Here is a 26,588-nt window from a genome sequence, read left to right on the forward strand (position 1 = left end):
GCTGCACGCCAGGAACGCGCCGTCCGACTCCGGTGCACCCGCAGCTAGCGGCAACAGGCGGGCTCGGCGCCGGCGTACTCGTCGTGGCGCCGCCACCAGGCGCCCGCCGCCTCGTTGCGTCCCTGCGGCGCGCGATCCAGCCACTGGTACATGCCCCACAGGCCGTCCAGCCCGCGCGCGTAGGTGGAATAGCTGTGGTAGACCACGCCGTCTTCCAGCACGAACGCGCTCATGCCGGGGCGGTCGCGCACGTAGATGGCTGCTTCCGTGCCGCAGGTGGCCGCGAACTGGTGGACGATCGGTGGAAGCTGCTCCGCGTCGATGGGATGGCCGCCACGCCGGTAGTTGTATTCCACGCCGCCGGCGCCTTGCTGCGCCGCCGTGATCGAGACGTTGAAGTCGTAGTTGAAATCGCTGCCGCTTGCGGACGCCCAGGGAAACGTCCAGCCCATGCGCCGCCGGTACGCCTGCAGCTTCGCCAGCGGCGCGCGCGACACCGCCGTGAAAGCCACATCGTGGTTTTCCAAATGTGCGACAAAGCCGTTGAAGCCGTCGGCGATCGCCGAGCAGGACGGGCAGCCTGCGGTGTAGTCGGGACCGAACATGAAGTGGTAGACCAGCAGCTGCGAGCGGCCCTTGAAGAGATCCGCCAAGGTGGCGCTGCCCGCGTCGGTATCGAAGCGATAGTCCTTGTCCACGCGCACCCACGGCAGCGCCTGCCGCTGGCGCGCCAGCTCGTCGCCGCGCCGGGTCAGCGCCTTTTCCGCTTCCAGCAATTCAAGCCGTGCGGCAAGCCACTCCGCGCGGGTTCCGATGGTGTGACTGGTCATGATCGGTTCTCCTCAAGCCATCGCGTAGGTCAGGCCAAGCCGGCCGCCGTGCAGCGTCTCGGTCTTGCGCAGTTCCAGCCCGCGGCGTTGCCGCACGGACGCGAACAGCGCCTTGCCCTCCCCCGCAATCAACGGGTAGACGATCAAGCGCAGTTCGTCGACAAGACCAGCCTCGATCAGGCTGGCCGTGATTCGGGCACCGCCCATGAGATAGATGTCCTTGCCGGATTGCTGCTTCAGATCCGCGAGTTCGGCCACGTCACGCAGGAACCGCGTCAGCGGCCAGTTGGCCACGCTCATACTTCGCGACAGCACGTAGTGCGGCGTCCGCGCGGCGAAGCGGCCCCATGCGACCTCGGCCGGCGTCGGCAACTTGCCGGTCATCGGCAGTGCTGCGTCCGGCGCGTTCTGTATCGCGGTCCAGTACTGCTCGTAACCGGGATACATGCCGCTGCCGAGCACGCAGGCGTCGATCTGCGCGGTCAGTCCGTAATCCTCCGACCAGGCATCCACCCAGTCGGCGTAACCTTCCGGCCCTTCCATCTTGCCGTCAGCGGAAATCTTCATGCCGGCGATCAGCTTGCGCATGACACCCTCCTGCGTTCTGCACGGATTGAATGGAGTTGGACACGGCGTTCCCGGGCATCCTGCCGGCCCGCGTATCCCGCTTGATGCGGCGCCTCGCGACGAGGATCGTGGCCAGGCCTCCGGCCGAGCCGCTTCCCGCGACCGTCGCCCACGCCGCGACACCGAGGCAGATCGGGCACATGGCTCAGCCCTCTCCGCCCAAGCGCGCGACCAGCGTGTCGAGGAAGAACGTCCAGCCCTCGGTGTGCGCCATCGCCATCCGCTCGTCAGGCAGGCCTTCGTGGGTCAGGCGCAGTTCGGTCTGCCTGCCGCGCGGCGTGAACTCCAGCGTGACCACCGATTCCTTGCCGAGCGTGTGCTCGCTCACCCAGGTGAATTCGAGCAGATGTGGACTCTCCACGCGCAGGTAGCGGCCGTAGTGCGGGCGGATCCCGCTCGAATGCTGCATGCCGAGATAGAACAGGCCGTCCGGACGGGGATCGGCCACCACGTCGCCGCCTTCCGCCAGCCAGGCCTTCATGCTGGCCGGATCGGTCCAGGCGCGGAACACCCGCTCGGGCGAGGCGTCGTAGCTGCGCGGGATCTCCAGGCGAAACGAACCCATTGCGCTTTCATTGCGACCCTTCATCGTCGTTCTCCTGCTGTTGGTCGAGGAACGTGCCCAGCGCATCGAGGCGCTGGTTCCAGAAGCGTTCGTACTGCGAGGTCCATTTGGCGACTTCGCGCAGCGGCGCGGCGCGCAGGCGCAGGTAGTGTTCGCGGCCCTCGCGACGGCGGCGGACCAGGCCCGCGCCCTCCAGCACCTTGACGTGCTTGGACACCGCGTTCAGCGACATCGCGAACGGCTGCGCGAGATCGGTCACCCGCAACTCGCCACGGGTCAGCCGCGCCACGATGCGGCGACGGGTGGGATCGGCGAGCGCGGCAAAGGCGAGATCGAGGTTCGACATGGCGATATTCATTCAACCTTTTGGTTGAATAATACGCCGATGAAAGGGCGCGTCAAGCGCGCCCTTTCGCGAAGCCTGGTTTTGCGCTCAGCCGCGCCAGTCGGCCAGCGCGGCGTCGAACTCGGCCGGCGCACCGATCGCACGCGCCTCCAGTCCCTTGTCGATGCGTTTCACGAGGCCGGCCAGCACCTTGCCCGGGCCGCATTCGGCAATGCGCGTGGCACCGCCGGCAGCCAGCGTCTGCACGCATTCCGTCCAGCGGACCGGCAGGTAAAGCTGGCGCTGCAGCGCACCGCGGATCTCGTCCAGCGAGGCGTAACGCTGCGCCTCGGCGTTCTGGATCACCGGAATCGCCGGCAGCCGCCAGGCAATCGAGGCCATGCGTTCGCCCAGCCTGTCCGCCGCGTCGCGCATCAGCATGCAATGCGAGGGTACCGACACCGCGAGCTTGATCGCCTTCTTCACGCCCAGCTCGGCGAGCTTCGCCAGCGCGCGATCCACCGCTTCGGTATTGCCCGCGATCACCAGCTGGCCCGGCGAGTTGTAGTTGGCCGGCGCCACCACCTGGCCTTGGGCGACTTCCTCGCAGACTTGCGCGATCTGCGCATCGTCGCCGCCCAGGATCGCCGCCATCGCGCCCACGCCGGCCGGCACCGCCGCCTGCATCAGCCGGCCGCGCTCGGCCACCAGCGCGGCGGCGTCACGCAGGGACAGAGCCTCCGCGCAGACCAGCGCGCTGTACTCGCCCAGGCTGTGGCCGGCCAGTTGCGCGGGCCGCGCGCCGCCGAGCTTGTTCCACACGCGCCACACCGCGACGCTGGCCGCGAGCAGCGCCGGCTGGGTGTTTTCCGTGCGGTTGAGTTGGTCCTCCGGCCCCTGCTGGCTGAGCGCCCACAAGTCGACGCCTGCGCCTTGCGAGGCTTCGTCGAACGTCGCCTGCACCTCGCCGTGCGCGGCGGCCAGCTCGGCCAGCATGCCGACCGACTGCGAGCCCTGGCCGGGGAAGACGAAGGCAAGGTTGGAATGGGTGGTGCTCATGCGAATCTCTTCTCCAACGAAAGCAACGGGCAGAAGCCTCCCATCACCCCAACCCTCTCCTCCCGCTGCGCCGGGGAGAGGGAATGTGTGTGGCGCGGCCTTTCGATTCTCTGATTTCCGATTCCCGGCTCTCAGTACCGCAGCAGCGCCGAGGCCCAGGTGAAGCCGCCGCCGAAGGCTTCCAGCAGCAGGTTCTGGCCGCGTTGCACCTTGCCCGAGCGCACCGCGTAGTCCAGCGCCAGCGGCACCGAGCCGGACGAGGTGTTGGCGTGCTGGTCGACGGTGACGATGACGCGCTCCATCGGCATGTCCAGCCGCTTCGCGGTGGCCTCGATGATGCGCAGGTTGGCCTGGTGCGGGATCAGCCAGTCGATCTGCGAGGCCTGCATGCCGGCGGCCTGCAGCGTTTCTTCGACCAGTGCGTCCAGCGTCTTCACCGCCACCTTGAACACCTCGCGGCCGGCCATCTTGATGCGCACGCCGTGGTTGGGCTCGTCCTTGAAGCCGACGGACACGCCGACCGGGTTCCACAGCAGCTCCTTGTAGCCGCCATCGGCGTGCATGCAGGTGGCGTAAACGCCGGGCTCAGTTGAGGCCTCCAGCACCACCGCGCCGGCGCCGTCGCCGAACAGCACGCAGGTCTCGCGCTCGTTCCAGTCGATCATGCGGGTCAACGTCTCGGCGCCGATCACCAGCACCTTCTTCGACTGGCCGCTCTTGATGAACTTGTCGGCGATGCCGAGCGCATACATGAAGCCCGAGCAGGCGGCGTTGACGTCGAACGCCGCGCAGCCGTTCGCACCGAGCCGGTGCTGCACCAGGCAGGCGGTGGACGGGAAGATGATGTCGGGCGTGGTGGTGCCCAGCACGATCAGGTCCAGCTCCGACGCCTTGACGCCGGCCGCCTCCAGCGCGCGCTGCGCGGCGAGGAAGGCGAGATCGCCGGTGGTCTCGCCATCGGCGGCGATGTGACGCTGGCGGATGCCGGTGCGGGTGCGGATCCATTCGTCGCTGGTGTCGACGATCTTCTCCAGATCGACATTGCTGACGGCGCGTTCGGGCAAGGCACTGCCGGTGGCGATGATGCGGGAGTAGATCGGGGCCATTCCGTTTTCCGTCAAACGTAAACCGTGGATTGAACGCCCTGGACGGCGCATGCGCAACCGTCCGGACGCCCATAACGCGAAACGGCGCGTCGCCGCGCCGTTTCGGATGATTCGGTCACGCGGATCCCGCAGGGGAATCCGCCGCGTCGGTCAATCCTCGACCGACACCGCGCCCTTGGTCTCGACGACCTTCTTGCCGCGGTAGTAGCCGTCGGCGGTGACGTGATGGCGCAGGTGCACCTCGCCGCTGGTCGGGTCGGTGGACAGCTGCACGGTCTTCAGCTTGTCGTGCGCGCGACGCATGCCGCGGGTGGACGGGGTACGGCGGCTCTTGGCAACGGCCATGGTAGTTCTCCAACTGAACCTGATTTCGGTATCTGGAAGATCGAGGTCAAGGACCCCGACCGGCTTGCTTCTTCAGTTCGCGCAACACCGCGAACGGGTTGTTCTCTTGTCCCGCGGCATCGTCCTGCCCGGTCGCGTCGTGATCGACGGCCGCATCGGGCAGGCTGCTGTCCGGGTTCACCGGCACCAGCGGCAAGGCCAGCAGCAGCTCGTCCTCGATCACGTCCGCCGGACGCAGGCGACCGTCTTCGGCCACCAGCAGCGGCTCGCAACCTGGCGGCAAACCCGCCTCGTCGCGCTCCCGCCGGATCAGCCCGAGCCGGCTGTCCACCGTCACCGGCAACACGAACGGCTCCAGCGTGCGCTGGCAGATCATCGTCAGCGGCACCTGCGCATGGACATCCACGTAGTCCGTGCCCAACTGCTCGTCGCGACCGAAATCCAGCCGGAAGCTCACCTCGCCCTCGTCGCCGGCCAGCGCGCCGCACAGGCGCTCCAACGCGGCCACGGGCATCGATCCCTCGAACGAACGCCGCGCCGAGACCATGCGCCAAGCGTCCACGGACTCTGGCAGTGTCACGGACATAATCGGCGAATGGTAAGCACGTGAACGATCGAAGTCAACCGACAATCAAGCGCTTGCGTCATCCATTCCGCCCATTTTGCCTGATGCGCCCCGCTTGCGGCAGACTGCACGCCCACTCCATCCGGGCGTTGCCGCGTGAACCTTTCCCTGATGCTGGGCGTGTTCGCCCTGCTGGTGCTGGTCGTCGCGGCGGCTTGGGCGCTGTCCTCGCGCCGCTGGCAGAACCGGCGCGCCGCGGACCTGCAGCAATTGCTCGACCTGGCCGACCGGCTGGAAACCGACCTGAAAAGCTGCCGCGCCGGCCTGGCACAGGCGCACGCGGTGATGGCGATCAACCCCGACCTGCCCGGCGCCAGCGAACAGGGCGCCCGCCAGGCGGTCGACGCCGGGCTGCAGGCGCTGCTGCGCCAGCGCATCTGGATCCGCGACCACGCCGCCCGCGCCAACCAGCATGAACTGGACGAGACCGCCGCCGCGATGCGCGCCAGCCGCGACCGCCTGCAACCGCTGCTGCAGGCGCTGAACGCCGCCCAGCGCGACCTGGACAGCGCGATGCGCGAACACATCCATCGCGACGCGGAATGAACTCCACGCCCCGCATCGTGCTGGCCTCCACCTCGCGCTACCGCGCCGAACTGCTGCGCCGGCTGCTGCCGGCATTCGAGCAGCGCGCGCCCGGCACCGACGAGGCCACCCTGCCCGGCGAAGCGCCGGACGCCCGCGCGGCGCGGCTCGCCCTCGCCAAGGCTGCGGCGGTTGCCGACGGCCTGCGCGATACGCTGGTGATCGGCTCCGACCAGGTCGCCGAACTGGACGGCGAAGTGCTGGACAAGCCCGGCAGCGTGGCGAACGCCCGCGCCCAGCTCGCCGCCAGCTCCGGTCGCGTGGTGCATTTCCACACCGCGCTGTGCCTGTTCGACACGCGCAGCGGCCAACACCAGCTGCATATCGACCACACCCGCGCGCACTTCCGCGCGTTGAGCGCTACGGAAATCGAACGCTACGTGGCGCGCGAACAGCCGCTGGACTGCGCCGGCAGCTTCAAGTGCGAAGGCCTGGGCATCAGCCTGCTCGAGCGCATCGACAGCGAGGACCCCAGCGCGCTGATCGGTCTGCCGCTGATCGCGCTGGCCAGGCTGCTGCGCGCGACGGGTGTCGCCGTACCCTGAAGCAAACCGGGGTACGCTGGCCGCAACCCCGTCGAACCGCTTCCCACCCACGCACGCCGCGAGCCCGACCGATGAGCCAGCCCCTGCCCGTTCCCCCGCCCGCCGACGAACTGCGCCAGCGTCTCGCCGCCGCCGAGGCGCAGCTCAACCGCGTGGTGCTGGGCAAGGCACGGCAGGTGAAGCTGGCGCTGGCCTGCCTGGTCGCCGGCGGCCACTTGCTGCTGGAGGACGTGCCCGGCGTGGGCAAGACCACGCTGGCGCATGCGCTCGCCGCCAGCTTCGCGCTGGAATTCCAGCGCGTGCAGTTCACCAGCGACCTGCTGCCTTCGGACATCCTCGGCGTCAGCGTGTACGAACGCGAGACCGGGCAATTCCGCTTCCATCCCGGCCCGATCTTCGGCGGCCTGCTGCTGGCCGACGAGATCAACCGCGCCACGCCGAAGACGCAGAGCGCGTTGCTGGAGGCGATGGCCGAGGGCCAGGTCACCGTGGACGGCCAGACCCATGCGCTGCCGCAGCCGTTCTTCGTGGTCGCCACGCAGAACCCGCTGGATCTCGCCGGCACCTTCCCGCTGCCCGATTCCCAGCTCGACCGCTTCATGCTGCGGCTGTCGCTGGACTACCCCGACCCCGCCGCCGAACGTGAACTGCTCACCGGCATCGACCGCCGCGACCTGCTGACCCGGCTGATGCCGCAACTGGACGGCGCCGCCTTGCTCGCGCTGCGTCGGCAGGCGCAGGCGATCACCGCCAGCCCCGCCCTGCTCGACTACCTGCAGGCGCTGCTCGCCGCCAGTCGTCGCCATGCCGAGATCCGCACCGGGCTGTCGCCGCGCGCCGGCCTGTCACTGCTCGCCGCGGCCCGCGCCTGGGCGCTGCTGGACGGCCGCACCTACGTGCTGCCGGAAGACCTGCAGGTGCTGTTCGTGCCGCTGGCCGCGCACCGGCTGGTGACCGCGCGCGGCATCGGCGGCGAGGCGCTGGCGCGCCAGCTGCTCGCCGAGGTGGCGGTGGACTGATGCGCTCCAACCTGCGCCGGCTCGCGCAACGCGCCAGAGTCCGGGCCGAACGCCGCCTGCCCGCGCTCACCCGCCTGCGCCAGCCCGAGCCGCTGCCGATCGAACTGGGCCGGCGCCGCATCTACATCGTGCCCACCGCGTTCGGGCTCGGCTTCGGCGTGTTGCTGCTGGTGATGCTGGTCGGCGCACTGAACTACGCCAACAACGCGGCGCTGCTGCTGACCTGCATGCTGGGCGCGGCGACCGCCGCGAGCATGCTGCTCGCGTTCCGCACGCTGGATGGCCTGTCGTTGCGCGGCATCCGCGCCGGCCATGCCGTCGCCGGCGAGCCGCTGGAACTGGTGCTGGATTTCGCGGCGCAGCGTCCGCGCGAGTCAGTACGACTCGACTGTGCCGGCGAGTCGCTGGCCTTCGCCGTGCAGGGCACCACGGAACTGCGCCTGCGCCTGGCCACCACCCGGCGGGGCTGGCTGGCCCTGCCGCGGTTCAAGCTCTGGAGCACCTGGCCACTGGGCCTGTTCCGCGCCTGGAGCTGGCTGCATCCGCAGCAGTCCGTGCTGGTCTGGCCGCGACCGGAAGCCGCCGGTCCACCGCCGGTGCTGCCGGGCGACGCGCGCGAATGCCTGCGTCCGCAGGCAGGCGAGGAACTGGCCGCGCTGCGCGACTACCGCCGCGGCGACGCGCCCCGGCACATCGCATGGAAAGCCAGCGCCCGCCACCACGACCTGCTGGTCAAGGATTTCGACCGCCCGGAGCCGCGCGAGACCTGGCGCCTGGAGTGGGATGCGCTGCGCACGCTGGATCGCGAGGCACGCATCGCCCGGCTGGCGCGCTGGCTGGGCGATGCGGAGGCGCAAGGCCGGCGCTACAGCCTGCAGCTGCCGAACGAGCGCATCGACATCGGCAGCGGCCCGGCCCACTACGCGCGCTGCATGAGCGCGCTGGCGGTGTTGCCGTGACGAAGTCAGCCGCCACGCCGCTGGACCCACGCAGCTTCGACCTGGTCGCGTTCGGCCTCGCCGCCGTGCTGGCGCTGCACGCACCGCACCTGCCGTGGTGGCTGGGCGTCACGCTGGCGAGCATCCTCGGCCTGCGCTGGTGGCAGCGCCGCCGCCAGCGTGCACGCACGCCGGCCTGGCTGAAGTTGCCGCTGCTGGCCGCGCTGCTGCTGTCCATCGTGAGCTGGTACGGCAACCTGTTCGGCCAGGCGCCGGGCGCCGCGCTGGCGGTGGGCCTGCTGGTGCTGAAGCTGCTGGAAACCGAGACCGCGCGCGACGCCCGCGTGGGCATGAGCTTCGCCTGCTTCACCCTGATGGCCGCGCTGCTGTTCGACCAGAGCCTCACCGCCACCACCACGGTGGCGCTGGGCCTGCTGCCGCCGCTGGCCGCGCTGCGTTCGCTGGAGCCGGGCCGGCGCGCGCCCCCGGCACTGTGGCGCGAACTGCTGCCCGGCCTCGGCCTGCTGGCCGCCGCGTTGCCGCTGGCCCTGCTCGCCTTCCTGCTGTTGCCGCGGCTCAACTCGCCGTTGTGGGGGGCCCCGAACACCGGCGAACAACGCACCGGCCTCAGCGACCGCATGACGCCGGCCGGCTTCACCCAGTTGCTGGTCGACGACAGCCCCGCGCTGCGGGTGAGCTTCGACGGCCCGCCGCCACCGCCCGACCTGCGCTATTTCCGTGCCTACGTGATGGGCCATTACGACGGCAGCAGCTGGACCTACCGCGACGCGGCCAACCAGCCGCCGGTACCGGTCGAGGCCGCGCAAACCATCCGCTACCACGTCAGCCTGGAACCGACCCGGCAACGCGTGCTGCCCACGCTGGACGTGCCGCTGGCCGCGCCGCCCGGCGCCAGCCTGCGCCGCGACCGCGAGGTGATCGCCGACAAGCCGGTGGACAGCTTGCGCGACTACACGCTGGAATCCGCCACCCGCTACCGGCTGGAGCCGCAGCTCGGCCGCCACCGTGCCCGCTGGCTGCAACTGCCCGCCGGCTTCGACCCGCGCACGCTGGCGCTGGGTCGCTCATGGCGGGCGCGTTACGGCAGCGACGATGCCGCCATCGTGCAGGCCGCGCTGGCGCTGTTCCGCGACGGCGGCTTCCGCTACACGCTGGCGCCCGCGCCGCTGGGCCGCGACGCGATGGACGATTTCCTGTTCGACACCCGCGAAGGTTTCTGCGAGCACTACTCGTCCGCGTTCACCGTGCTGATGCGCGCCGCCGGCATTCCCGCCCGCGTGGTCACCGGCTACCAGGGCGGCTACTGGAACGCGCTGGGCGGTTACCTGCTGGTGCGCAATTCCGACGCGCACGCCTGGAGCGAGGTCTGGCTGGCCGGTCGCGGCTGGGTACGGGTCGACCCCACCGCCGCGGTGCGCCCGCAGCGCATCAGCCAGGGTGCCGCCGCCGCGGTGCCAGGCCAGCTGCCTTGGTACCAGAGCGGCTGGCTGCAGTCGATGCGCAACCGCTGGGACATCGTCAACCGCTGGTGGAACCTGGGCGTTAACGGTTTCGACGCACTGCGCCAGCGCGGGCTGCTGAAGCCGTTCGGCATCCGCGACGCGGATCCCTCCACGCTGGCGCTGCTGCTGGCCGTGGCCTGCGTGCTGGCGATGGCCGCCGGCTTGGCGTGGGTGTGGCGGCGGCGCGAACCGGAAGACCCCGCGCGCATCGCGCTGCGCCAACTGGAACGCAAGCTGGCGCGGCAGGGCGTGGCACGGCAGGCTGGCGAAGGACCGCGGGACTACCTGCAACGCGCCGCCCGCATGTTGCCGGCGCAACACGACAGGCTGACCGAACTGATGCACCGTTATCTCGAACTGCGCTATGCCCATCCCGAGCCGACGTCTGAATCCCTCCGCGCACTGCAACGCGCGGTACGGGATTTTCCTGTCGTCCGCATGGTCAAATGAGCGTTGATAGGGTTGTGCACACAAACATCCATGATGGAGATACCGCCATGTCCCTCTACCGTCCCCTCGCGCTAGTCGCGGCCGCTGCCCTGCTGGGCGGCTGCGCGACCATTCCGCAACCGCTGCAAGGCAACTACACCGCCATCTCCAGCGCCGCCGCCCAGCAGGGTGGCGCCGGGGGCACCCAGGTGCGCTGGGGTGGCGAGATCATCAAGACCGAGCCGGGCCCGCAGCAAACCTGCTTCTACATCCTGGCGCGTCCGCTCGACAGCCAGGCGCGGCCGGAGCTGGGCCGTTCGGGCGGCGACCAGGGCCGCTTCGTGGCCTGCCACAGCGGTTTCTACGATCCGGAAGTGTTCAGCCGCGGCCGCGAGCTGACCGTGACCGGCACCATCCACGGCACGGTGACGCAGAAGGTGGGCGACTACGACTACCCCTATCCGCGCGTGGAAGCGAACGTGGTGTACCTGTGGCCGAAGCGCCCGGTGTATGTGAACACGCCCTACCCGCCGGGCTTCTACGACCCGTTCTGGGGCCCGGGTTGGGGTCCGTGGGGTGGCTACGGTTACGGTTATCCGTACTACTGGAATCGCCCGCGCGTGATCGTGGTGCGCCCTGCGCCGCCTCCGCCGCCCCCGTCGGGCAAGTGACCGCAGCAACGGAAACGCCGGCCATTGGCCGGCGTTTCCGTTGCTGCCCATGAAAGATCGCTCAGCCCGGTGGCCAATGCATGTGCCGGCCGCCCAGCAGGTGCACGTGCAGGTGGAACACGGTTTGGCCACCGTATTCGTTGCAGTTGATCACGGTGCGATAGCCCTGCGCGGCAAAACCTTCGCGCTTCGCGTAATCGGCGGCGGCCAGCAGCAGGCGACCCAGCAGCGCCGCATCCTCCGGCGTGGCGTCGTCCAGCGTGGCGACCGGTTTCTTCGGGATGAACAGCACGTGCACCGGCGCCTGCGGGTTCACGTCGCGGAAGGCCAGCAGTTCGTCGTTCTCCCAGACGATGTCGGCCGGGATCTCGCGCCGGATGATCTTGCCGAAGATGGTGTCGCCCATGTCGTTCTTCTCCGCGGTTACAGACGCAGCAGCATACCGTGCGCGGCCGGCGCCACCCGCTTGAAGCCGAACTGCTCGTAGAGCCGGAAAGCGGTGCCGTCAGCGATCAGGCCGACCATTGCCCGCGCCGGCGCCCGTGCGTGCAGTTGCTCGACCAGCGCGGCCATGATGTGCCGGCCCCAGCCGCGTCCCTGCCAGGCCGGCGCCACCGCGATGTCGACCACGAACAGGCCACCGTCGCCGACGATGCGGCCCATGCCGATCAGTTCGCCGTCATGGCGCATGCACACCGCGCACCAGCTCGCCGGCAAGCCGGTCGCCGCGCCCTCGGCGGTCATGGCGCTCAGTCCCGCCGCGACGCGCAGCGCGCGGTATTCCTCGATGGCGGGGATTTCCAGCCTGAGCTCGGGCTCGCGGACGTCGTTCGCGCTCATCGGCACCCCGCTCACTCCAGCAATTGGCGGCCGCCGAAGGCGTGCGCCAGCGTGCCGCGGTCCACGAATTCCAGCTCGCCGCCCAGCGGCACGCCATGCGCCAGCCGGGTCGGCCGCACGCCACCGGCACGGGCCAGTTGCGCGAGGTAGTGCGCGGTGGCTTCGCCTTCCACGGTGGGGTTGGTGGCGATGATGAGTTCCTCCACCTCGCCCTCGCCCAGCCGCTGCGCCAACTGCGGCAGGCCCAGTTCCTCCGGCCCCAGCCCGTCCAGCGGCGACAGCCGGCCATGCAGCACGAAGTACTGGCCGCGATAGCCCGTGGCCTGCTCGATCGCGGCCAAATCCACCGGCGACTCCACCACGCACAGCAACTGGCGGTCGCGGCTGCTGCCCGCGCAGATCGTGCACAACGGCTCCTCGCTGAAGTTGCGGCAGCGCCCGCAATGCCCGATGCGCTGCATCGCCTCGCGCAACGCATCGGCCAGCTTCAACCCGCGCTCGCGGTCCCGCTCCAGCAGATGGAACGCCATCCGCTGCGCACTCTTGCCGCCCACGCCGGGCAGGCAGCGCAGCGCTTCGATCAGATTGGCAAGAAGTGGGGAACTGGACATCGGCGAACCCTGAAAAGCACCTCGACGTCATTCCCGCGAAAGCGGGAATCCATTTTCCGTCTCGCAAGATCGCCCCGATGGATTCCCGCTTTCGCGGGAATGACGCCTATCAAAAATGGGGCTGGCTGAGCCAGCCCTTCAGAACGGCATCTTGAAGCCCGGCGGCAAGCTCATGCCAGCGGTGACACCACCCATCTTGTCGCGGCTGGCCTGGGCCACCTTGTTCACCGCGTCGTTGATCGCGGCGGCGACCAGGTCCTCGGCCATCTCGGGATCGTCGGCGAAGGTCTGGCGGTCGATGCTCACCTTGCGCACCTCGTGCGCGCCGCTCATGGTCACGCTCACCAGGCCGCCGCCGGCGCTGCCGGTGACTTCCAGCTTCGCGATCTCCTCCTGCGCACGCTTCATGTCTTCCTGCATGCGCTGGGCCTGCTGCATCAGCTGGCCGATCTGACCTCTCATACCGCTAACTCCGTCATCAATTGCCCAAGGGTTTCACCGACTGCGGCACCACGCGGGCGCCGAAGTCGCGTTTCATGGATTGCACGAAGGGATCGTCCTCGATCGACTGCTCGGCGGCCGCCTGCGCCGTGTTGCGCGCCTGCGTGGCGCGCGCGGCCGGCGTGGCGGCGGCCGCCGTCTTGTCGATGTCGACGAAGCGCAGCTTGATGCGCTCGCCCAGCGCCTGGCTGATGCGCTCCTCCATCTGGCTGACCATCGGCTCCACCGCCATGCCCATGTGCGCCGGCTGCAGCGCCAGCACCAGGGTGTTGCCGTCGCGTTCGCGCAGCACCGCGTTCTGCGCCAGCACGCTGAACGGGCCGCGCAGGCCGGCTTGTTCGATCAGGCTTTCCCAGTGCGGCAGGCCACCGCTGTCGCGCACCGGCGCAACCGGAGCGGATTCGCGCACGGCCGGCGCCGCGGCAGGAGCCGGCGGCGTGGCCCGATATGCCGGAGCCGGCGGCGCGACCGGTGCGGTACTGCGCGCGGGCGTCGCCGCGGGCCGCGGGGCCGGCGCCGCACGCTCCGCCGCCGGACGCGAAGCCTCGTCACCGGGGCGGAACGCCAGCATGCGCAGCAGCGCCATCTCAAAGCCGGTGCGCGCATCGGGCGCCAGCGCGAGGTCGCGGCGGCCGCCGATCGCGATCTGGTAGTAGAGCTGCACGTCCTCCGGTGCGATGCGCGCGGCCAGCGCGTGCAGCGCCTCGCCATCGGCGCCTCCCTCGTCGAGCCGGTAACCGGGGATCAGCTGGATCAGCTGCAGCCGGTGCAGCACGCCGGCGAGGTCGTCCAGCACGCCGCCGAAATCCGGCGAGTACGAGGCGATCTGCGCGCACTCGGCGAGCAGGCGCGTGCCGTCGCCGTCAGCCAACGCATCCAGCACGCCCAGTACCTGGCCGCGCGCCACGCTGCCCAGCATGGTGCGCACGTCGTCGGCCTTGAGCGCGCCGCCGCCGTAGGCGATCGCCTGGTCGAGCAGCGACAGGCCGTCGCGCAGCGAACCGTCGGCGCCACGCGCCAGTTCCTCGATCGCGGCGTCCTCGTAGGCGATGTTCTCGGCGCCGAGGATGTGCCGCATCTGGCCGGCGATCTGCTCGGGCAGCAGGCGCTTGAGGTTGAACTTCAGGCAGCGCGACAGCACCGTCACCGGCAGCTTCTGCGGGTCGGTGGTGGCGAGCAGGAACTTCACGTGCGGCGGCGGCTCCTCCAGCGTCTTCAACAGCGCGTTGAAGGCGGGCTTGGAGAGCATGTGCACCTCGTCCACGAGGTACACCTTGAAGCGGCCGCGCGACGGTGCGTACTGCGCGTTCTCGATCACCTCGCGCACGTCGTCCACGCCGGTGTTGCTGGCCGCGTCGATCTCCAGCAGATCCACGAAGCGGCCTTCGTCCACCGCCGTGCAGACCGCGCACTCGCCGCAGGGGTCGGCCGACTCGCCGCGTTCGCAGTTCAGCGACTTGGCGAAGATGCGCGCGATGGTGGTCTTGCCCACACCGCGCGTGCCGGTGAACAGGTAGGCGTGGTGCATGCGCCCGGTGTCCAGCGCGTTGGTGAGCGCGCGCACCACGTGCTCCTGCCCCACCAGTTCGGCGAACTTGCGCGGGCGCCATTTGCGGGCGAGAACCTGATAGGACATGCCTGACTACCTTGGGGCGAACCCCGATTGTGCCAAGGCGAAGCCGGTTTCGGTAGGAGCGGCTTCAGCCGCGACCGGCATGATCCGCCCGAAATGGCGGCGGCCCCGCCAGCCACACCCCGGCACCCGAATCATCCACTACCGTTGCTTCCTTCCGGACCTGGCGGGGTTTGCGGACTATCGTCGCGGGGGGACCGACGGGGCCACCATAACGTCGCACGGTTTGTCGCCGTGGCTCACTTCAAGTAACTGGCGGAGAGGGCGGGATTCGAACCCGCGATACGGGGATAAGCCGTATACACACTTTCCAGGCGTGCTCCTTCAACCACTCGGACACCTCTCCACACGCTTCCACCGGCATCGATTCGCCCGGGTGAAGACGCGAAAGGATACCGGTCGGCAACGTTACTGACAAGGCTCAACCGGCGTCGGCATGGGGCGGCAGCGGCGCGCCAAGCGCGACGAGCTGCCCGCTCGCGGCGACCCGATAACCGCGTGCCGCCAACGCGGCGCCGTCGTCGGCGCTGCCGTAGTGGTACAGCAACAGGTGCTTGCGCAGCGCCGCGTCGTATTCGCGCTCGATGTCGTCGATGCCGGTGTGCGAAGGGTTGCCGACCAGGCCACAGTCGTGGGCCACCAGTTCGCCGCCGCCGGCATGCCGGGCCAGCGCCTCGGGGATCGGCCGGGTGTCGCCGGTGTAGACGAAGCTGCCGGGCAGCGCGAGGCCGAACGAGGTGTTCGGGCGATGATGGCGGGTGGCGAACACGTCGAACCACAGGCCGTCCAGCCAGAAGCCGCGCGTGCACGGCACCAGCCGGAACGCCTCCCAGAAGTTCACTCCGCCCTCGGCCAGCGCGCCGGGGTAATCGGCCACGCGCGTCTGCAGCCAGGGAATCAGCGCGGCATGCGCGAACAGCCGCGTGGTGCCGCGCAGGTGTTCGTCGAACCACAGCTTGAAGAACAGGCCTTCCAGCCCCGCCACATGGTCCATGTGGGTGTGGGTGACGTAGAGCGCGGGTGGCAGCGCGCCATAGGCGTCGAGGTAGCGGCTGAGCGTGTCCGGGCCGCAATCGATCAGCAGCACCGGCACGCCGGCACGCTCCAGCACCGCGGCCGAGGAGCCCAGTTCGCCGGCTGCATGCGCCGCGCCGGTGCCGAGGAAATGCAGGTGCCAGTTCATGCGCCGAAGGTAGCCTCGTAGGCGTCGAGGAGAGGTGTCCAGACGGTGTTGCGAAACGCTTCCTCGCCCTGGGCTGCAGCGCCCAGCTTGAGCAGTGAGCGATGCAGTCGTTCGAGATTGGCCAGTCGCCAGTTCTCGGCCGGTACGCGCAGGCGACCGCGATCGAAATCGATCAGATGCAGCGCCGAAGACGTCACCAGCACGTTGTGCGCATTGAGGTCGGCATGCCAGATGCCGGCGCGATGGAAACGCGCCACCAGCGCGCCGGTCTCACGCGCCAGTTCCGCATCCAGCTTGCCGGCAGCGAGGCATTCGGCCAGCGTCCGTGCGTCCGCGATGCGCCGGGTGACCAGGTCGGCGCGATAGAACAAGCCATGCCGGCGGTAACGCGCAGCCACCGGCGCCGGACCGGGCAGGCCCAGTCGCGCGATCTCGGCCAGCAGGCGGAATTCGGCGAAGCAGCGCGTGACGTCCGCGCCACGCCACAGGTAGCGGTCGCCCATCAGCGCAGCCACCATGCCGCCGCGGCGGTAATGCCGCAGCACGCATTCGCCGGCCGGCGTGGCAATCACGGAGACGCCGCCGCGCCCGCCCGCCTGCGAGCGCAATGCGCCCTGCTCGCGCCAGTGTTCCGGCACGAACCAGTCGGCGTCGACTTGTGGCGAGGCCTCGGCGTCGAACAGAATCGCGCCTTCGGCGTCTTCGCGCAGTTGCTCTTGCATCGGTGCGGGTGCGCCTCGGTCAGCTTCCGGCGATTCTACATGTCCCCTCCCGATTCCATCTGCCTGCTGCGCACCTCCGCCATCGGCGACGTCACCCACGTGGTGCCGCTGGTGCGCACGCTGCAGGCGGCATGGCCGCAGGCGCGGCTGACCTGGATCGTGGGCAAGCTCGAACGCAGGCTGGTGGGCGACCTGCCGGGCGTGGACTTCGTCACCTTCGACAAGGCGGCGGGCTGGACCGGCATGCGCGAAGTCTGGACGGCGCTGCGCGGCCAGGGCTTCGAGGCGCTGCTGCAGATGCAGGTGGCGTTGCGCTCCAACCTGCTGAGCCTGGGCATCAAGGCGGATCGGCGCATCGGCTACGACGCGGCACGGGCGAAAGACCTGCACGGCCTCGTCGTCAACGAACGCATTCCCGCGCGCACGGGTGAGCACGTGCTGGTCGCGATCGGCAGCTTCTGCGAGCCGCTGGGACTGAAGCAGACCGAGGTGCGCTGGGATATCCCCATTCCCGACGAGGCGCAGGCCTGGGCCGCGGAGCAGTTGCCGGGCGACACGCCCACCCTGCTGGTGAGCCCCACGTCCAGCCATGCGCTGCGCAACTGGCGGCCGGAGCGCTACGCGGCGGTGATGAACCACGCCGCCGCGCGCGGCTGGCGGGTGGCGCTGGTGGGCGGTCCTTCTCCGGATGAGCGCGCGATGGCGGACGCGGTGCTTGCGCACTGCAAGCACGCGCCACTCGACCTCACCGGCAAGGACACGCTGAAGAAGTTGCTGGCCCTGCTGTCACGCGCACACCTGCTGCTGACGCCGGATTCCGGCCCCATGCACATGGCGAATGCGGTGGGCACGAAGGTGCTGGGTCTGCATGCAGCGAGCAATCCGAACCGCTCCGGCCCCTACTCCGACCGTCGCTGGTGCGTGGATAAGTACGACGCGGCCGCACACAAGTACTTCGGCAAACCAGCGGACGAACTGGCCTGGGGCACGAAGATCGAGAAGCCGGGCGTGATGGATTTGATCGGCGTCGACGACGTGGTCGAGCGTTTCGAGGCTGCCGCACACGAAATCGGGTTCCCGTAGGAGCGGCTTCAGCCGCGACTGTTCGGAATCGCGGCTGAAGCCGCTCCTACGGCGCGCTACCGATCATTTCGCGCGGTAATCCTGGTAGGACTTTTCCTCGACCAATTGCGAGCCCAGCTTGAGGTTGATCTCGCGCTTCACCGCGGCACGCTCGTCGTTCCTGAAATACACCGAGCGTGCCAGTTCGATGAAGCCGGCGTCGAAAGCCTGCGCCTTTTCCTTGAGACGGATCTCGTCCTCGATCTCCCACAGCGCCTCGTTCACCGCGAGCAGGCGTGCACGCTCGTCGCGGATGTCGGTGTGCGAAGCGGGGTGCGCGGCCCAGGTCGCGTTGAGCATTTCCAGCTCGGTGCGCACGTTGGCCAATTTCGCCGGATCGACGATGCGCCGCGACTTGATTTCGAGGATGGTGATCTTGTCGATCAGCTCGCCGTAGGACACCGGGGTCTGGATCAGGCTCATGGACAACTCCAAGGTTCAGGCCGCATGCGCGGGATGGAAGGCGCCCTGCCGCAGCAGTTCGCAGACGGTACGCACGTCGCCGTCCAGCGCGCGGTCGCGGTGCAGGAAATCGATGTGCCGGCGCAGCGTGAGGTGGGCCTTGCGCACGTCGGCACCGGCGTGGAAATCGCTGGTGCCCGACAGCGCCTCGGCCAGCTGGCGCACCTCGGCGACGAACTGTTCGTGGTGCGGCTGGCCCTCGTGCGGCGCGTTGGCCACCTTCGCCGCCAGCGCCTGCCAGCCACCACGCTGGGCGAGGCGGCGCGCGGCGTTGAGCATCTCCTGGCGGTAGTCCAGCGCCTGCGCCGCGGTGTACAGCTCCAGCGCAATCACGTGGCCGAGGTCTTCCATCATTTCCATCACATGGCGCGCCTCGTTGGCACCCATCGAGACGTGGTCCTCGGCGTTCGCGCTGGTCGGCACCGAATACACGCTGGCCGGATGCGCGCGGGTGGCGAGATCGTTGACCAGCGCCGCCGCGGTGTACTGCACGATCATGAAGCCGGAATCGGTGCCGTCCTCGTTGCCGGTCAGGAACGCCGGCAAGCCGTCATTCGTCGCCGGGTCGACCAGCTTGTTCAAGCGCCGCTCGCTGATCGAGGCCAGCACCGGGATCGCCGCCTTCACGTAACTCATCGCCAGCGCCAGCGGCATGCCGTGGAAGTGGCCGGCGGAGATCACCTGCTCCTCGATGAACTGTGCGCCTTCCGCATCGGGGAAGATCAGCGGGTTGTCGGTGACCGCGTTCAACTCGATGTCGAACACGCGGCAGGCCTGTGCCCAGGCATCGCGCACCGCGCCGTGCACCTGTGGCATGCAGCGCAGGCTGTAGGCGTCCTGCGGCTGGTGCTTCTTGCCACCCTTGAACGGCAGGAAGCGCGCATAGAACGCCTCGCGGCCGTGGCGCTGGTTGGCCGGCACCCAGTTCCAGCCGATGTCGAAGCTGAGCGCCTGGTCGTCGGCTTCGCTCCACGCCTCGGCCGCCCACGGCCGGAAGTGCGGCACCAGGTGATAGGGGATATCGACCAGGGTGGAACCCTGCAACAACTCGCGTACATGCGCGGCCACCGCCGTCTGGCCGGGATGCGGACGCAGGGCGTGGACTTCCGGTCGCAAGGCGCCGCTGCGGCCCGCGAAGGCATCCAGCGTCATCGCCGCTGCAAGATCGGCGGCGTCGAGCAGGCGTTCCAGGTCGTGCAAGGCCAACGTGCCGGTGGCCAGCATCTGCGCGGTGCCGTTGTTGAGTGCGAGGCCTTCCTTGAACGACAGCCGCACCGGCGTGAGGCCGGCGCGCTTGAGCGCCTCGTCGCCGGGCAGGCGCTCGCCACCAAGGAACGCCTCGCCACCGCCCAGCAGCACGATGGCCAGGTGCGAAAGCGGCGCGAGGTCGCCGCTGGCGCCTACCGAGCCCTTCTCCGGCACCACCGGCACCACGCCGGCATTGAGCATTGCGGTGAGCGCTTCCAACGTCTGCACGCGGATACCCGAGTGCCCGCGCATCAAGGTGTTGATGCGGATCACCAGCATCGCGCGCACCACGTCGGCGCCGAACGGCTTGCCCACGCACACGGCGTGGGTCGTGATCAGGTTGTGCTGCAACTCTTCCATCAGCATGCCTTCCGGCACCTGCGCGCGGCTGCCCGGCAGTTCGTCACGCACGCGATGCGCACCCAGCAGCTTGTCGGCATTGCTGCCGAAGCCGGTGGTGACGCCGTAGGTCGGCTCGCCGCAGCTGACCTTTTCGGCGAGGAAATCGGCCGCGCGCTGCACGCGCTGCAACTGCTGCGCATCCAGCGCCACGTTCGCGCCATCGCGGGCCACCGCCACCAGCTGCGCCCGGGTGAGGCTGCTGCCGTCGAGAAGAATGGTTTCGCTCACAAATGCTCCAGCAGGCGTACACGCCCAACGATGTCGTCATTCCCGCGAATGCGGGAATCCATCTTTCAATCCTGCAAATCATCCCGACGGTCGCACCATCCCGGGTTGGCCGTCTCGACCAGTTCCAGCTTCCAGGCCCTATTCCATTTCCTCAATTGTTTCTCGCGCTCGATGGCTGAAGGAAAATCGGGGTGCAACTCGAACCAGACTAGGCACTTCACGTCGTAACGCTTGGTAAAACCTTCGACCAACCCCTCGCGATGCTCCCAGGCACGCAGCTTAAGGTTGCCCGTCACACCGACATACAGCGTGCCACGCTCGCCACTGGCCATGATGTAGACGGCCGGCTGCTTGCTGGTCACCCCTCCTCCTTGGCATCCCATCCTTCCAGATAGCGTCACTCCCGCGAAAGCGGGAATCCATTTTTGCTTTGCAGCCAAGGTCAACATGGATTCCCGCTTTCGCGGGAATGACGGCAAAAAGCCAAAGCGGCCTGTCAAATCCAGTGCCGCCTCAACCACCCATCGCGGCGGCCTGCTCCAGCTCCACCCGCAGCGTCTTGACCAGCTCGGCGCGCGCCACCTCGAACTGGTCGCCGCGGCGCAGGTCCTTCACCGTGACCACGCCCTTGGCCAGCTCGTCCTCGCCCAGCACCACGGCGAAGCGGATGCCGGCGCGGTCGGCGTACTTGAACTGCTTGCCGAGCTTGCCGCCTTCCAGCACCACCTCGGTGGCGATGCCGGCGGCGCGCAGCTCACCGGCCAGCGCGAGGTAGGCCGGCAACTGTGCTTCGTCCATCTGGGTGACCAGCACGTCCACCGTGCTTTGCGCGGTGTGCACCAGGCCGGCTTCGCGCAGTTGCCAGTACAGGCGCGACAGGCCGATCGAGATGCCCACGCCGGGCAGGTGCGACTTGGTGTACTGGCCGGCGAGATTCTCGTAGCGGCCGCCCGAGCAGATCGAACCGATCTGCGGGTGGTCATTCAGCGTGGTCTCGTAAACGATGCCGGTGTAGTAGTCGAGGCCGCGCGCGATGGAGAGGTTGAGCGCGTAGTGCGTCTCCGGCACGCCGAACGCGTGGATCAGGCCCAGCACTTCCTTCAGCTCCGCCCGGCCCTGTTCCAGCGCCTCGGGGCCGGCGCCCAGCGCGTCGAGCTTGGCAAAGGCATCGGCCAGCGAAGTGGAACGCACCTGCACGAAGGCAAGGATCTTGTCCACCGCCTCCGGCGCCAGGCCAAAGCCTTCGCCGGTGAGCGTGTCGCGCACATGGTCGGCGCCGCGCTTGTCCAGCTTGTCCACCTCGCGTAGCACCAGCATCTGCTGCTCGGGATCGGCCACGCCCAGGCTCTCGAAGTAGCCGCGCATCAGTTTGCGGTGGTTGAGCTGGATGGTGAACGGGCCGATCGCCAGCTCGCGGAACACGCTGTAGATCACCGCCGGCAACTCGGCGTCGTAGCGGATCGACAGGCTGTCCTTGCCGATCACGTCGATGTCGCACTGGTAGAACTCGCGGAAGCGGCCGCGCTGGGCACGCTCGCCGCGATACACCTTCTGCATCTGGTAGCGGCGGAACGGGAAGCTCAGCTCGCGCTCGTGCTCGGCCACGTAGCGCGCCAGCGGCACGGTGAGGTCGAAGCGCAACGCCAGATCCGGCTTCTCGCCTTGCTCCAGCGCGCCGGTCGACTGCACGAAATACACCTGCCGCTCGGTCTCGCCGCCGGTCTTGGTCAGCAACACGTCGGCGTACTCGATCACCGGCGTCTCCACCGGCAGGAAACCGAAGCGCTCGTAGTTGCGGCGGATCGTGTCGAGCATGCGCTGGAATGCGATCTGGTCGAGCGGCAACAGCTCGAGCACGCCGGGCATGGTGCGGGCCGGGGTAAGCGCCATGGAAACCTCTGCTGACAAGAGAGTGCCGCCGCGCATCCCGCGCGACGACTGCAGCCGCTAAGATTAACAGATGGCCCCGCCCCAACCGCGGCCCGATGACGATGGCATGGAAACCTGTTGCCAAGGCCACCGGCCGTCGCTAGGATATGCGGCTCCCGCGGGGTGTAGCTCAGCCTGGTAGAGCGCTACGTTCGGGACGTAGAAGTCGCAGGTTCAAATCCTGTCTCCCCGACCAAGATTCAAACTCCAGGGTCCATCGATCCCTGGAACGGAAAAGCCGCCCTCTCGGGCGGCTTTCTTGTTTCCGCTATGCCTCGCACGAGCCGGCCCAGGGCGAGCAGACTTTCAGGACTTCGAGCCCGCCGCATTCGGCATGAGACCGAACCGCAGCATCACCAGCTGCCCATTCACGCCACAGGCGGCTTCCGCGCCGACCTTCCCCTTGTCGAACTGCATCGGGACCAGCACGACGGTATAGCCCTGCACCATCTGGCCCTTGTCCGCGCCGCCGATCGACTTGGCCTTGCCGTATTGCTGCGTCAACGCGCCCCAGGCTTGCTGCAACTTGTCGCTGGTCGGCTTGCCGTTGGGATCGAACGACTGCGTCGCACCGTTGAAATCGCCCTTGTCCATGGCCGTGAGCGCCTTGTTCACCGCGCCTCCGCAACTCGCCGTCTGCTCGGCCGAAGCCGGCGTCGGCGCCGGGGCCTGCTTCGGCGCCTGTTGCGAAGACTGCGCCGGCTGCTGCGCCGGCTGCTGCGCGGGAGCCGTCTGCGCCTGCACGCTTCCGAAAGCCATCAACATGGCCGGCAGGATGAAAGGAATGGCCTGTTTCATGTCGTCTTCTCCTCGAGGGGATCGGAGCGCGACGGCAAGCGTGTCAGTCAACGGAATTGGAGCGGACCGAAGCGCCGAAAGGTGCGCGAATGAAGCAGCGGGGCCGTCGCGGGGGAAGCGTCGTTTGCACGACGCGTCCTCATCCTCGTGAGCCGGAGCACCTCTGTCAAACCGCGCGCCGGCGACCATTCAGCAAGATGAGCGTCCGGTGTCCAAGAGGCCATGGGTTCGTCCCGCGACAGCCACGCGATCAAACGGTTCGGCAAGACAAGGCAGCGGTTGCTTGCCTTGCATGCGCATGACGCCCAGCTCCGCATCGTGGATCGGACCGAGACCGGCCGTGCAGTCTCCCCGGCGATGCTTCAACGACAACGGCCGCCCACGAGGCGGCCGTTGTCGTTCCGGTTGTGCAGCACGGGATCGCCGATGCGACAGCCTCGCTCAGCCGTTCGACGCCGCGGCACAGTGATCGTCCGGGCAGGCGAAATCCACCTCCGCTCCCCGCCCCACCGTCACAGGAATGTTGGCGCGGGTATCGACGATCTTGCCGTCCTTCTGCAACGACACCGTGTAGGTCGACATGGGCAGGTTGCGCAAGTTGTAGCGCCCCTTGGCATCGACGGTGACATGGCGATGCAAGCCGGTGCTGCTTTGCGCGAGCACGGTTTCGCCGGCCGGCGCCTGCCCGAAGATGTGTGCCGTCGTGCTTTGCGCGCTGGCGGACAGCGGCAGCATGCCGCTCATGGTCACCATGCCGGCGACCATTGCCAGCCGGGACAGTACGCGCACATTCCGAATGACGCGCAGGCGGCGCCTGGCATGCTCAAGCTTCCTCATGTTCCTCTCCCTAGACATCCAATGAGTGAGAGCCCTGCCCGCAACGACGGACAGGACATCCCGGTCCCCGCCTTGCCGGACCATGCCGGCACCCTGATTTCCCCGGGCGGTTCTGCAAGCTAGCGACAAGCGGCGATGCTTCGCAAGTGGAGCAGGTCAGCCCGGAGCGCGATGCTCGACTGACGCACTCAGCCTGCCATCGCCAGCGCCACCAGCCGGTCCAGCTCGGCCTCGACGAAGCCCGCCTCCAGCCGCGCGGGACGGTTGAACGGGCCGCGCAGGCTCACACCGAGGTAGTCGCGCAACAGGCCGAAGAAGGTGTCGAACGGATCGACGCCGTCGCGCGCGCAGCACCAGCGGTACCAGCGCGTGCCGGCGGCGACGTGGGCGACCTCCTCGCGCAGGATCACTTCCAGCACGGCGATGGTGGCTTCGTCGCCGGCATGGCGCAGGCGCTCGATCATGCCGGGCGTCACGTCCAGGCCGCGCGCCTCCAGCACGCGCGGCACCAGGGCCATGCGCGCGGTATCGGAGTGCGCGGTCTTCTCGGCCATTTCCCACAGGCCATTGTGGGCATCGAAGTCGCCGTAGGCGTGGCCGAGTTCTTCCAATCGCGCGGTGAGCAGCGCGAAATGGCGCGCCTCGTCATGCGCACAGCTGACCCAGTCGCGGTAATAGGCATCGGGCATGCCGCGGAAGCGGTACACCGCGTCCCAGGCGAGGTTGATCGCGTTGAACTCGATATGTGCCACCGCATGCACCAGTGCGGCGCGGCCTTCGGCGCTGCCGAGGCCGCGCTGCGGCACCTGACGGGCACTGACCAGTTGCGGCTTCGCGGGACGACCGGGTGCACCGATGGGTTCGGGCAATGGTGTGGCAGGATCGGGGCGCAGCTGATCTGATTGCACGGCCGCCCATACGGCATGGGTGAGGCGCAATTTCTCGGCTGGGTCGGTGGCGGCCAGGCAGGCCTTGGCGGCGGCGTGGAGGTCGACCATATCCTCCATCAAGACGCATGCGCCCCACTCCCTAGCGGGAGAGGTCATCGTCGCTCTCGCCCAGCATCCACTTTCTCCAACTGCGTGGCAGCGCGTTATGTTGCCCGAGAAAGACCCTGCCTTCGGCCCGGTGTTTCCAGGTACGCCAAAAAAGGACGAGCGAACCAGCCACCAACAGACCTACCTGCACCAACCCCAACCAGACACCCAGAACCTTCGAATCGAAGGCAATCAAGGCTCCAAGGACGACAAGAAAAACCGCCAGATCCCGGAAGGCTTTCGGGCTGCCCCACGAGCCACGGCTTGACGGTTTATCTCGCACCGGAAGTGTCCTTTCTCAGCTCTGGCGCTGATCGGAAAAAAGCATTCGCGCACAGGGTGCGCTCCTACACGTGGTTCATCCGACGCGTCGCGCGGCCTTGGCGTCGTCGGAGCGCAGCATCTCGATCTGTTCGAGGTAATGCTGGTCGAGGCCGGTGACGTATTCGCCGTTGAAGCAGGAAGCGTCGAAGTGCTGCAGCGATTCGTTGCCGTCCTGCACCGCCCAGACCAGGTCCTTGAGATCCTGGTAGATCAGCCAGTCGGCGCCGAGCATCTGCTGCACCTCGGCCTCGGTCTTGCCGGCGGCGACCAGTTCGGTGACCGAAGGCATGTCGATGCCGTAGACGTTGGGGTAGCGCACCGGCGGCGCTGCGGAGGCGAAGTAGACATTCTTCGCACCGGCGTCGCGCGCCATCTGAATGATCTGCCGCGAGGTGGTGCCGCGCACGATGGAGTCGTCCACCAGCAGCACGTTCTTCTTGCGGAATTCCAGGTCGATCGCGTTGAGCTTGCGGCGCACCGATTTCACGCGGTCGCCCTGCCCCGGCATGATGAAGGTGCGGCCCACGTAGCGGTTCTTGACGAAGCCCTCGCGGAACGGCACGCCCAGCGCCTCGGCCAGCGCGCTCGCGGCGGTGCGCGCGGTGTCGGGGATCGGGATCACCGCGTCGATGCCGTGGTCGGGCCGCTCGCGCAGGATCTTCTCGGCCAGCTTCTGGCCCATGCGCAGGCGCGCCTTGTACACCGACACGTTCTCGATCATCGAGTCCGGCCGCGCGAGGTACACGTATTCGAAGATGCACGGCGTATGCGTGGCGCCGTCCGCGCAATGGCGCGTGTGCAACTGGCCGTCGTCGGTGATGAACACCGCCTCGCCCGGCGCCACGTCGCGCAGGCGCTTGAAGCCGAGCACGTCGAACGCCACCGACTCGGACGCCACCGCGTACTCGCGCCCTTCCGCGGTGACGCGCTCGCCCAGCACCAGCGGGCGAATGCCGTTCGGGTCGCGGAACGCCAGCACGCCGTAGCCGAGCAGCAGCGCGATGCAGGCGTAGCCGCCGCGCGCGCGCGCATGCACGCCGGCGACGGCCTTGAAGATGTGGTCCGGCGTGAGCGCCATGCGGTCCTGGATCTGCAGCTCGTGCGCCAGCACGTTCAGCAGCACCTCGGAATCCGAATCGGTGTTGATGTGGCGGCGGTCGTCCTCGAACATCTCCTTGCGCAGCGCCTCGGTGTTCACCAGGTTGCCGTTGTGCGCGATGGCGATGCCGTAGGGCGAGTTCACGTAGAACGGCTGCGCCTCCTCGGCGCCCTCCGAGCCGGCCGTCGGGTAGCGGCAATGGCCGATGCCGATGCGCCCGCGCAGGCGGTTCATCGCGTGCTGGTTGAACACGTCGCGCACCAGCCCGTTGCCCTTGTGCAGGCGCAGCCGCGCGCCGTCCACCGTGGCGATGCCGGCCGCGTCCTGGCCTCGGTGCTGCAGCACCGTCAGGCCGTCGTAAAGCGCCGATGCCACTTCGGTGGTACCGACGATGCCGATGATTCCGCACATGATGGATGG

30 protein-coding genes, 2 tRNA genes and 1 other RNA gene are annotated in these 26,588 nt (G+C 68.5%); 8 read left to right on the plus strand and 25 right to left on the minus strand.

What is annotated here, in order from left to right; translation table 11 throughout:
- Positions 1-44: 44 nt before the first annotated feature.
- The 8 genes from AB7878_RS01325 to AB7878_RS01360 all read right to left on the minus strand — a co-directional run bounded on the left by AB7878_RS01325 (position 45) and on the right by AB7878_RS01360 (position 5,443).
- Positions 45-830, minus strand: coding sequence for a DUF899 domain-containing protein (locus AB7878_RS01325; protein ID WP_369492625.1), 786 nt, complete (start codon positions 828-830; stop codon positions 45-47).
- Positions 831-842: 12 nt separating this feature from the next.
- Positions 843-1,418 carry a dihydrofolate reductase family protein gene (locus AB7878_RS01330; RefSeq protein ID WP_369492626.1) on the minus strand — a complete coding sequence of 192 codons (576 nt, stop codon included), beginning with the start codon at positions 1,416-1,418 and terminating at the stop codon, positions 843-845.
- 184 nt (positions 1,419-1,602) lie between these two features.
- The gene (locus AB7878_RS01335; RefSeq protein WP_369492627.1) at positions 1,603-2,022 is read right to left on the minus strand and encodes an SRPBCC family protein; all 420 of its coding nucleotides are present in this window, start codon (positions 2,020-2,022) and stop codon (positions 1,603-1,605) included.
- A 7-nt stretch (positions 2,023-2,029) separates the two neighbouring features.
- On the minus strand, positions 2,030-2,368 hold the full coding sequence (locus AB7878_RS01340) for an ArsR/SmtB family transcription factor (protein ID WP_369492628.1): 339 nt from the start codon (positions 2,366-2,368) through the stop codon (positions 2,030-2,032).
- A gap of 87 nt (positions 2,369-2,455) precedes the next feature.
- On the minus strand, positions 2,456-3,406 hold the full coding sequence (gene fabD / locus AB7878_RS01345) for an ACP S-malonyltransferase (protein ID WP_369492629.1): 951 nt from the start codon (positions 3,404-3,406) through the stop codon (positions 2,456-2,458).
- Between the two features lie 131 nt (positions 3,407-3,537).
- On the minus strand, positions 3,538-4,512 hold the full coding sequence (locus tag AB7878_RS01350; RefSeq protein ID WP_369492630.1) for a beta-ketoacyl-ACP synthase III: 975 nt from the start codon (positions 4,510-4,512) through the stop codon (positions 3,538-3,540).
- Between the two features lie 150 nt (positions 4,513-4,662).
- Positions 4,663-4,857 carry a 50S ribosomal protein L32 gene (rpmF, locus tag AB7878_RS01355; protein ID WP_369492631.1) on the minus strand — a complete coding sequence of 65 codons (195 nt, stop codon included), beginning with the start codon at positions 4,855-4,857 and terminating at the stop codon, positions 4,663-4,665.
- Positions 4,858-4,903: 46 nt separating this feature from the next.
- Positions 4,904-5,443 (minus strand): YceD family protein, encoded by a 540-nt coding sequence (locus AB7878_RS01360; protein WP_439653758.1) that lies wholly within the window; start codon positions 5,441-5,443, stop codon positions 4,904-4,906.
- A gap of 135 nt (positions 5,444-5,578) precedes the next feature.
- On the opposite strand from AB7878_RS01360, the gene AB7878_RS01365 reads away from it, so the two are divergent.
- The 6 genes from AB7878_RS01365 (at position 5,579) to AB7878_RS01390 (ending at position 11,192) form a co-directional block, all read left to right on the plus strand.
- A complete protein-coding gene (locus AB7878_RS01365; RefSeq protein ID WP_369492632.1) occupies positions 5,579-6,028 on the plus strand; it encodes a hypothetical protein in 450 nt (149 codons plus the stop codon).
- Positions 6,025-6,612, plus strand: coding sequence for a Maf family protein (locus tag AB7878_RS01370; protein ID WP_369492633.1), 588 nt, complete (start codon positions 6,025-6,027; stop codon positions 6,610-6,612). The genes AB7878_RS01365 and AB7878_RS01370 overlap by 4 nt, the downstream gene beginning before the upstream one ends.
- Before the next feature lie 71 nt (positions 6,613-6,683).
- Positions 6,684-7,631, plus strand: coding sequence for an AAA family ATPase (locus tag AB7878_RS01375; protein ID WP_369492634.1), 948 nt, complete (start codon positions 6,684-6,686; stop codon positions 7,629-7,631).
- A complete protein-coding gene (locus tag AB7878_RS01380) occupies positions 7,631-8,590 on the plus strand; it encodes a DUF58 domain-containing protein (RefSeq protein ID WP_369492635.1) in 960 nt (319 codons plus the stop codon). Before AB7878_RS01375 ends, AB7878_RS01380 begins: the two co-directional genes overlap by 1 nt.
- Complete coding sequence (locus AB7878_RS01385) at positions 8,587-10,542, plus strand: transglutaminase TgpA family protein (RefSeq protein WP_369492636.1); 1,956 nt, start codon at positions 8,587-8,589, stop codon at positions 10,540-10,542. The genes AB7878_RS01380 and AB7878_RS01385 overlap by 4 nt, the downstream gene beginning before the upstream one ends.
- A 47-nt stretch (positions 10,543-10,589) precedes the next feature.
- The gene (locus AB7878_RS01390) at positions 10,590-11,192 is read left to right on the plus strand and encodes a Slp family lipoprotein (protein WP_369492637.1); all 603 of its coding nucleotides are present in this window, start codon (positions 10,590-10,592) and stop codon (positions 11,190-11,192) included.
- Positions 11,193-11,253: 61 nt separating this feature from the next.
- Here AB7878_RS01390 and AB7878_RS01395 read toward each other — a convergent pair whose 3' ends face one another.
- The 9 genes from AB7878_RS01395 to AB7878_RS01435 form a co-directional block, all read right to left on the minus strand.
- Positions 11,254-11,598 (minus strand): histidine triad nucleotide-binding protein, encoded by a 345-nt coding sequence (locus AB7878_RS01395; RefSeq protein ID WP_369492638.1) that lies wholly within the window; start codon positions 11,596-11,598, stop codon positions 11,254-11,256.
- A gap of 17 nt (positions 11,599-11,615) precedes the next feature.
- Positions 11,616-12,032, minus strand: a complete 417-nt coding sequence (locus AB7878_RS01400) for a GNAT family N-acetyltransferase (RefSeq protein WP_369492639.1) — start codon at positions 12,030-12,032, stop codon at positions 11,616-11,618.
- A gap of 11 nt (positions 12,033-12,043) precedes the next feature.
- Positions 12,044-12,643, minus strand: coding sequence for a recombination mediator RecR (gene recR / locus AB7878_RS01405; protein WP_369492640.1), 600 nt, complete (start codon positions 12,641-12,643; stop codon positions 12,044-12,046).
- A 138-nt stretch (positions 12,644-12,781) separates the two neighbouring features.
- Complete coding sequence (locus AB7878_RS01410; protein WP_369492641.1) at positions 12,782-13,105, minus strand: YbaB/EbfC family nucleoid-associated protein; 324 nt, start codon at positions 13,103-13,105, stop codon at positions 12,782-12,784.
- 16 nt (positions 13,106-13,121) lie between these two features.
- Entirely contained in the window at positions 13,122-14,780 is a 1,659-nt protein-coding gene (dnaX, locus tag AB7878_RS01415; protein ID WP_369492642.1) for a DNA polymerase III subunit gamma/tau, read from the minus strand.
- A gap of 103 nt (positions 14,781-14,883) precedes the next feature.
- An RNA gene (gene ffs, locus AB7878_RS01420) (signal recognition particle sRNA small type) lies at positions 14,884-14,980 on the minus strand.
- A gap of 50 nt (positions 14,981-15,030) precedes the next feature.
- Positions 15,031-15,123: transfer RNA gene (locus AB7878_RS01425), tRNA-Ser, on the minus strand.
- 75 nt (positions 15,124-15,198) lie between these two features.
- A complete protein-coding gene (locus AB7878_RS01430) occupies positions 15,199-15,960 on the minus strand; it encodes an MBL fold metallo-hydrolase (RefSeq protein WP_369492643.1) in 762 nt (253 codons plus the stop codon).
- A complete protein-coding gene (locus AB7878_RS01435) occupies positions 15,957-16,682 on the minus strand; it encodes a 3-deoxy-D-manno-octulosonic acid kinase (RefSeq protein WP_369492644.1) in 726 nt (241 codons plus the stop codon). The genes AB7878_RS01430 and AB7878_RS01435 overlap by 4 nt, the downstream gene beginning before the upstream one ends.
- A 39-nt stretch (positions 16,683-16,721) precedes the next feature.
- Between AB7878_RS01435 and AB7878_RS01440 the strand changes: the two genes are divergently transcribed.
- The gene (locus tag AB7878_RS01440) at positions 16,722-17,765 is read left to right on the plus strand and encodes a glycosyltransferase family 9 protein (RefSeq protein ID WP_369492645.1); all 1,044 of its coding nucleotides are present in this window, start codon (positions 16,722-16,724) and stop codon (positions 17,763-17,765) included.
- A gap of 63 nt (positions 17,766-17,828) precedes the next feature.
- Here AB7878_RS01440 and AB7878_RS01445 read toward each other — a convergent pair whose 3' ends face one another.
- From AB7878_RS01445 to hisS, 4 genes are all read right to left on the minus strand, one after another.
- Positions 17,829-18,227: a DUF6165 family protein gene (locus tag AB7878_RS01445; RefSeq protein WP_369492646.1), complete on the minus strand. Its 399-nt coding sequence runs from the start codon at positions 18,225-18,227 to the stop codon at positions 17,829-17,831.
- Between the two features lie 15 nt (positions 18,228-18,242).
- Positions 18,243-20,144, minus strand: coding sequence for an HAL/PAL/TAL family ammonia-lyase (locus AB7878_RS01450; protein ID WP_369492647.1), 1,902 nt, complete (start codon positions 20,142-20,144; stop codon positions 18,243-18,245).
- Between the two features lie 65 nt (positions 20,145-20,209).
- Positions 20,210-20,506 (minus strand): GIY-YIG nuclease family protein, encoded by a 297-nt coding sequence (locus AB7878_RS01455; protein ID WP_369492648.1) that lies wholly within the window; start codon positions 20,504-20,506, stop codon positions 20,210-20,212.
- Positions 20,507-20,657: 151 nt separating this feature from the next.
- Positions 20,658-22,034 (minus strand): histidine--tRNA ligase, encoded by a 1,377-nt coding sequence (gene hisS, locus AB7878_RS01460; RefSeq protein ID WP_369492649.1) that lies wholly within the window; start codon positions 22,032-22,034, stop codon positions 20,658-20,660.
- 158 nt (positions 22,035-22,192) lie between these two features.
- Here hisS and AB7878_RS01465 point away from each other — a divergent pair.
- Positions 22,193-22,269 (plus strand) — tRNA-Pro (locus AB7878_RS01465).
- A 110-nt stretch (positions 22,270-22,379) separates the two neighbouring features.
- Here AB7878_RS01465 and AB7878_RS01470 read toward each other — a convergent pair.
- The 4 genes from AB7878_RS01470 to purF all read right to left on the minus strand — a co-directional run bounded on the left by AB7878_RS01470 (position 22,380) and on the right by purF (position 26,579).
- The gene (locus AB7878_RS01470; RefSeq protein WP_369492650.1) at positions 22,380-22,871 is read right to left on the minus strand and encodes a hypothetical protein; all 492 of its coding nucleotides are present in this window, start codon (positions 22,869-22,871) and stop codon (positions 22,380-22,382) included.
- A gap of 441 nt (positions 22,872-23,312) precedes the next feature.
- Complete coding sequence (locus AB7878_RS01475) at positions 23,313-23,708, minus strand: carboxypeptidase-like regulatory domain-containing protein (protein ID WP_369492651.1); 396 nt, start codon at positions 23,706-23,708, stop codon at positions 23,313-23,315.
- Positions 23,709-23,896: 188 nt separating this feature from the next.
- Positions 23,897-24,706 (minus strand): ferritin-like domain-containing protein, encoded by an 810-nt coding sequence (locus AB7878_RS01480; protein ID WP_369492652.1) that lies wholly within the window; start codon positions 24,704-24,706, stop codon positions 23,897-23,899.
- Positions 24,707-25,103: 397 nt separating this feature from the next.
- Positions 25,104-26,579, minus strand: a complete 1,476-nt coding sequence (gene purF / locus AB7878_RS01485; protein WP_369492653.1) for an amidophosphoribosyltransferase — start codon at positions 26,577-26,579, stop codon at positions 25,104-25,106.
- Positions 26,580-26,588 lie beyond the last annotated feature (9 nt).

The sequence above is a fragment of the Rhodanobacter humi genome (genome assembly GCF_041107455.1).
Taxonomy (GTDB): Bacteria; Pseudomonadota; Gammaproteobacteria; order Xanthomonadales; family Rhodanobacteraceae; genus Rhodanobacter_A.

Excerpts from the sequence above, each read along its gene's own strand:
- AB7878_RS01325 (WP_369492625.1), bottom strand. The coding sequence starts at position 830 with ATGACCAGTCACACCATCGGAACCCGCGCGGAGTGGCTTGCCGCACGG.
- AB7878_RS01330 (WP_369492626.1), bottom strand. The coding sequence starts at position 1,418 with ATGCGCAAGCTGATCGCCGGCATGAAGATTTCCGCTGACGGCAAGATG.
- AB7878_RS01335 (WP_369492627.1), bottom strand. The coding sequence starts at position 2,022 with ATGGGTTCGTTTCGCCTGGAGATCCCGCGCAGCTACGACGCCTCGCCC.
- AB7878_RS01340 (WP_369492628.1), bottom strand. The coding sequence starts at position 2,368 with ATGTCGAACCTCGATCTCGCCTTTGCCGCGCTCGCCGATCCCACCCGT.
- fabD (WP_369492629.1), bottom strand. The coding sequence starts at position 3,406 with ATGAGCACCACCCATTCCAACCTTGCCTTCGTCTTCCCCGGCCAGGGC.
- AB7878_RS01350 (WP_369492630.1), bottom strand. The coding sequence starts at position 4,512 with ATGGCCCCGATCTACTCCCGCATCATCGCCACCGGCAGTGCCTTGCCC.
- rpmF (WP_369492631.1), bottom strand. The coding sequence starts at position 4,857 with ATGGCCGTTGCCAAGAGCCGCCGTACCCCGTCCACCCGCGGCATGCGT.
- AB7878_RS01360 (WP_439653758.1), bottom strand. The coding sequence starts at position 5,443 with ATGTCCGTGACACTGCCAGAGTCCGTGGACGCTTGGCGCATGGTCTCG.
- AB7878_RS01370 (WP_369492633.1), top strand. The coding sequence starts at position 6,025 with ATGAACTCCACGCCCCGCATCGTGCTGGCCTCCACCTCGCGCTACCGC.
- AB7878_RS01375 (WP_369492634.1), top strand. The coding sequence starts at position 6,684 with ATGAGCCAGCCCCTGCCCGTTCCCCCGCCCGCCGACGAACTGCGCCAG.
- AB7878_RS01380 (WP_369492635.1), top strand. The coding sequence starts at position 7,631 with ATGCGCTCCAACCTGCGCCGGCTCGCGCAACGCGCCAGAGTCCGGGCC.
- AB7878_RS01390 (WP_369492637.1), top strand. The coding sequence starts at position 10,590 with ATGTCCCTCTACCGTCCCCTCGCGCTAGTCGCGGCCGCTGCCCTGCTG.
- AB7878_RS01395 (WP_369492638.1), bottom strand. The coding sequence starts at position 11,598 with ATGGGCGACACCATCTTCGGCAAGATCATCCGGCGCGAGATCCCGGCC.
- AB7878_RS01400 (WP_369492639.1), bottom strand. The coding sequence starts at position 12,032 with ATGAGCGCGAACGACGTCCGCGAGCCCGAGCTCAGGCTGGAAATCCCC.
- recR (WP_369492640.1), bottom strand. The coding sequence starts at position 12,643 with ATGTCCAGTTCCCCACTTCTTGCCAATCTGATCGAAGCGCTGCGCTGC.
- AB7878_RS01410 (WP_369492641.1), bottom strand. The coding sequence starts at position 13,105 with ATGAGAGGTCAGATCGGCCAGCTGATGCAGCAGGCCCAGCGCATGCAG.
- dnaX (WP_369492642.1), bottom strand. The coding sequence starts at position 14,780 with ATGTCCTATCAGGTTCTCGCCCGCAAATGGCGCCCGCGCAAGTTCGCC.
- AB7878_RS01430 (WP_369492643.1), bottom strand. The coding sequence starts at position 15,960 with ATGAACTGGCACCTGCATTTCCTCGGCACCGGCGCGGCGCATGCAGCC.
- AB7878_RS01435 (WP_369492644.1), bottom strand. The coding sequence starts at position 16,682 with ATGCAAGAGCAACTGCGCGAAGACGCCGAAGGCGCGATTCTGTTCGAC.
- AB7878_RS01440 (WP_369492645.1), top strand. The coding sequence starts at position 16,722 with ATGTCCCCTCCCGATTCCATCTGCCTGCTGCGCACCTCCGCCATCGGC.
- AB7878_RS01445 (WP_369492646.1), bottom strand. The coding sequence starts at position 18,227 with ATGAGCCTGATCCAGACCCCGGTGTCCTACGGCGAGCTGATCGACAAG.
- hisS (WP_369492649.1), bottom strand. The coding sequence starts at position 22,034 with ATGGCGCTTACCCCGGCCCGCACCATGCCCGGCGTGCTCGAGCTGTTG.
- AB7878_RS01470 (WP_369492650.1), bottom strand. The coding sequence starts at position 22,871 with ATGAAACAGGCCATTCCTTTCATCCTGCCGGCCATGTTGATGGCTTTC.
- AB7878_RS01475 (WP_369492651.1), bottom strand. The coding sequence starts at position 23,708 with ATGAGGAAGCTTGAGCATGCCAGGCGCCGCCTGCGCGTCATTCGGAAT.
- AB7878_RS01480 (WP_369492652.1), bottom strand. The coding sequence starts at position 24,706 with ATGGTCGACCTCCACGCCGCCGCCAAGGCCTGCCTGGCCGCCACCGAC.
- purF (WP_369492653.1), bottom strand. The coding sequence starts at position 26,579 with ATGTGCGGAATCATCGGCATCGTCGGTACCACCGAAGTGGCATCGGCG.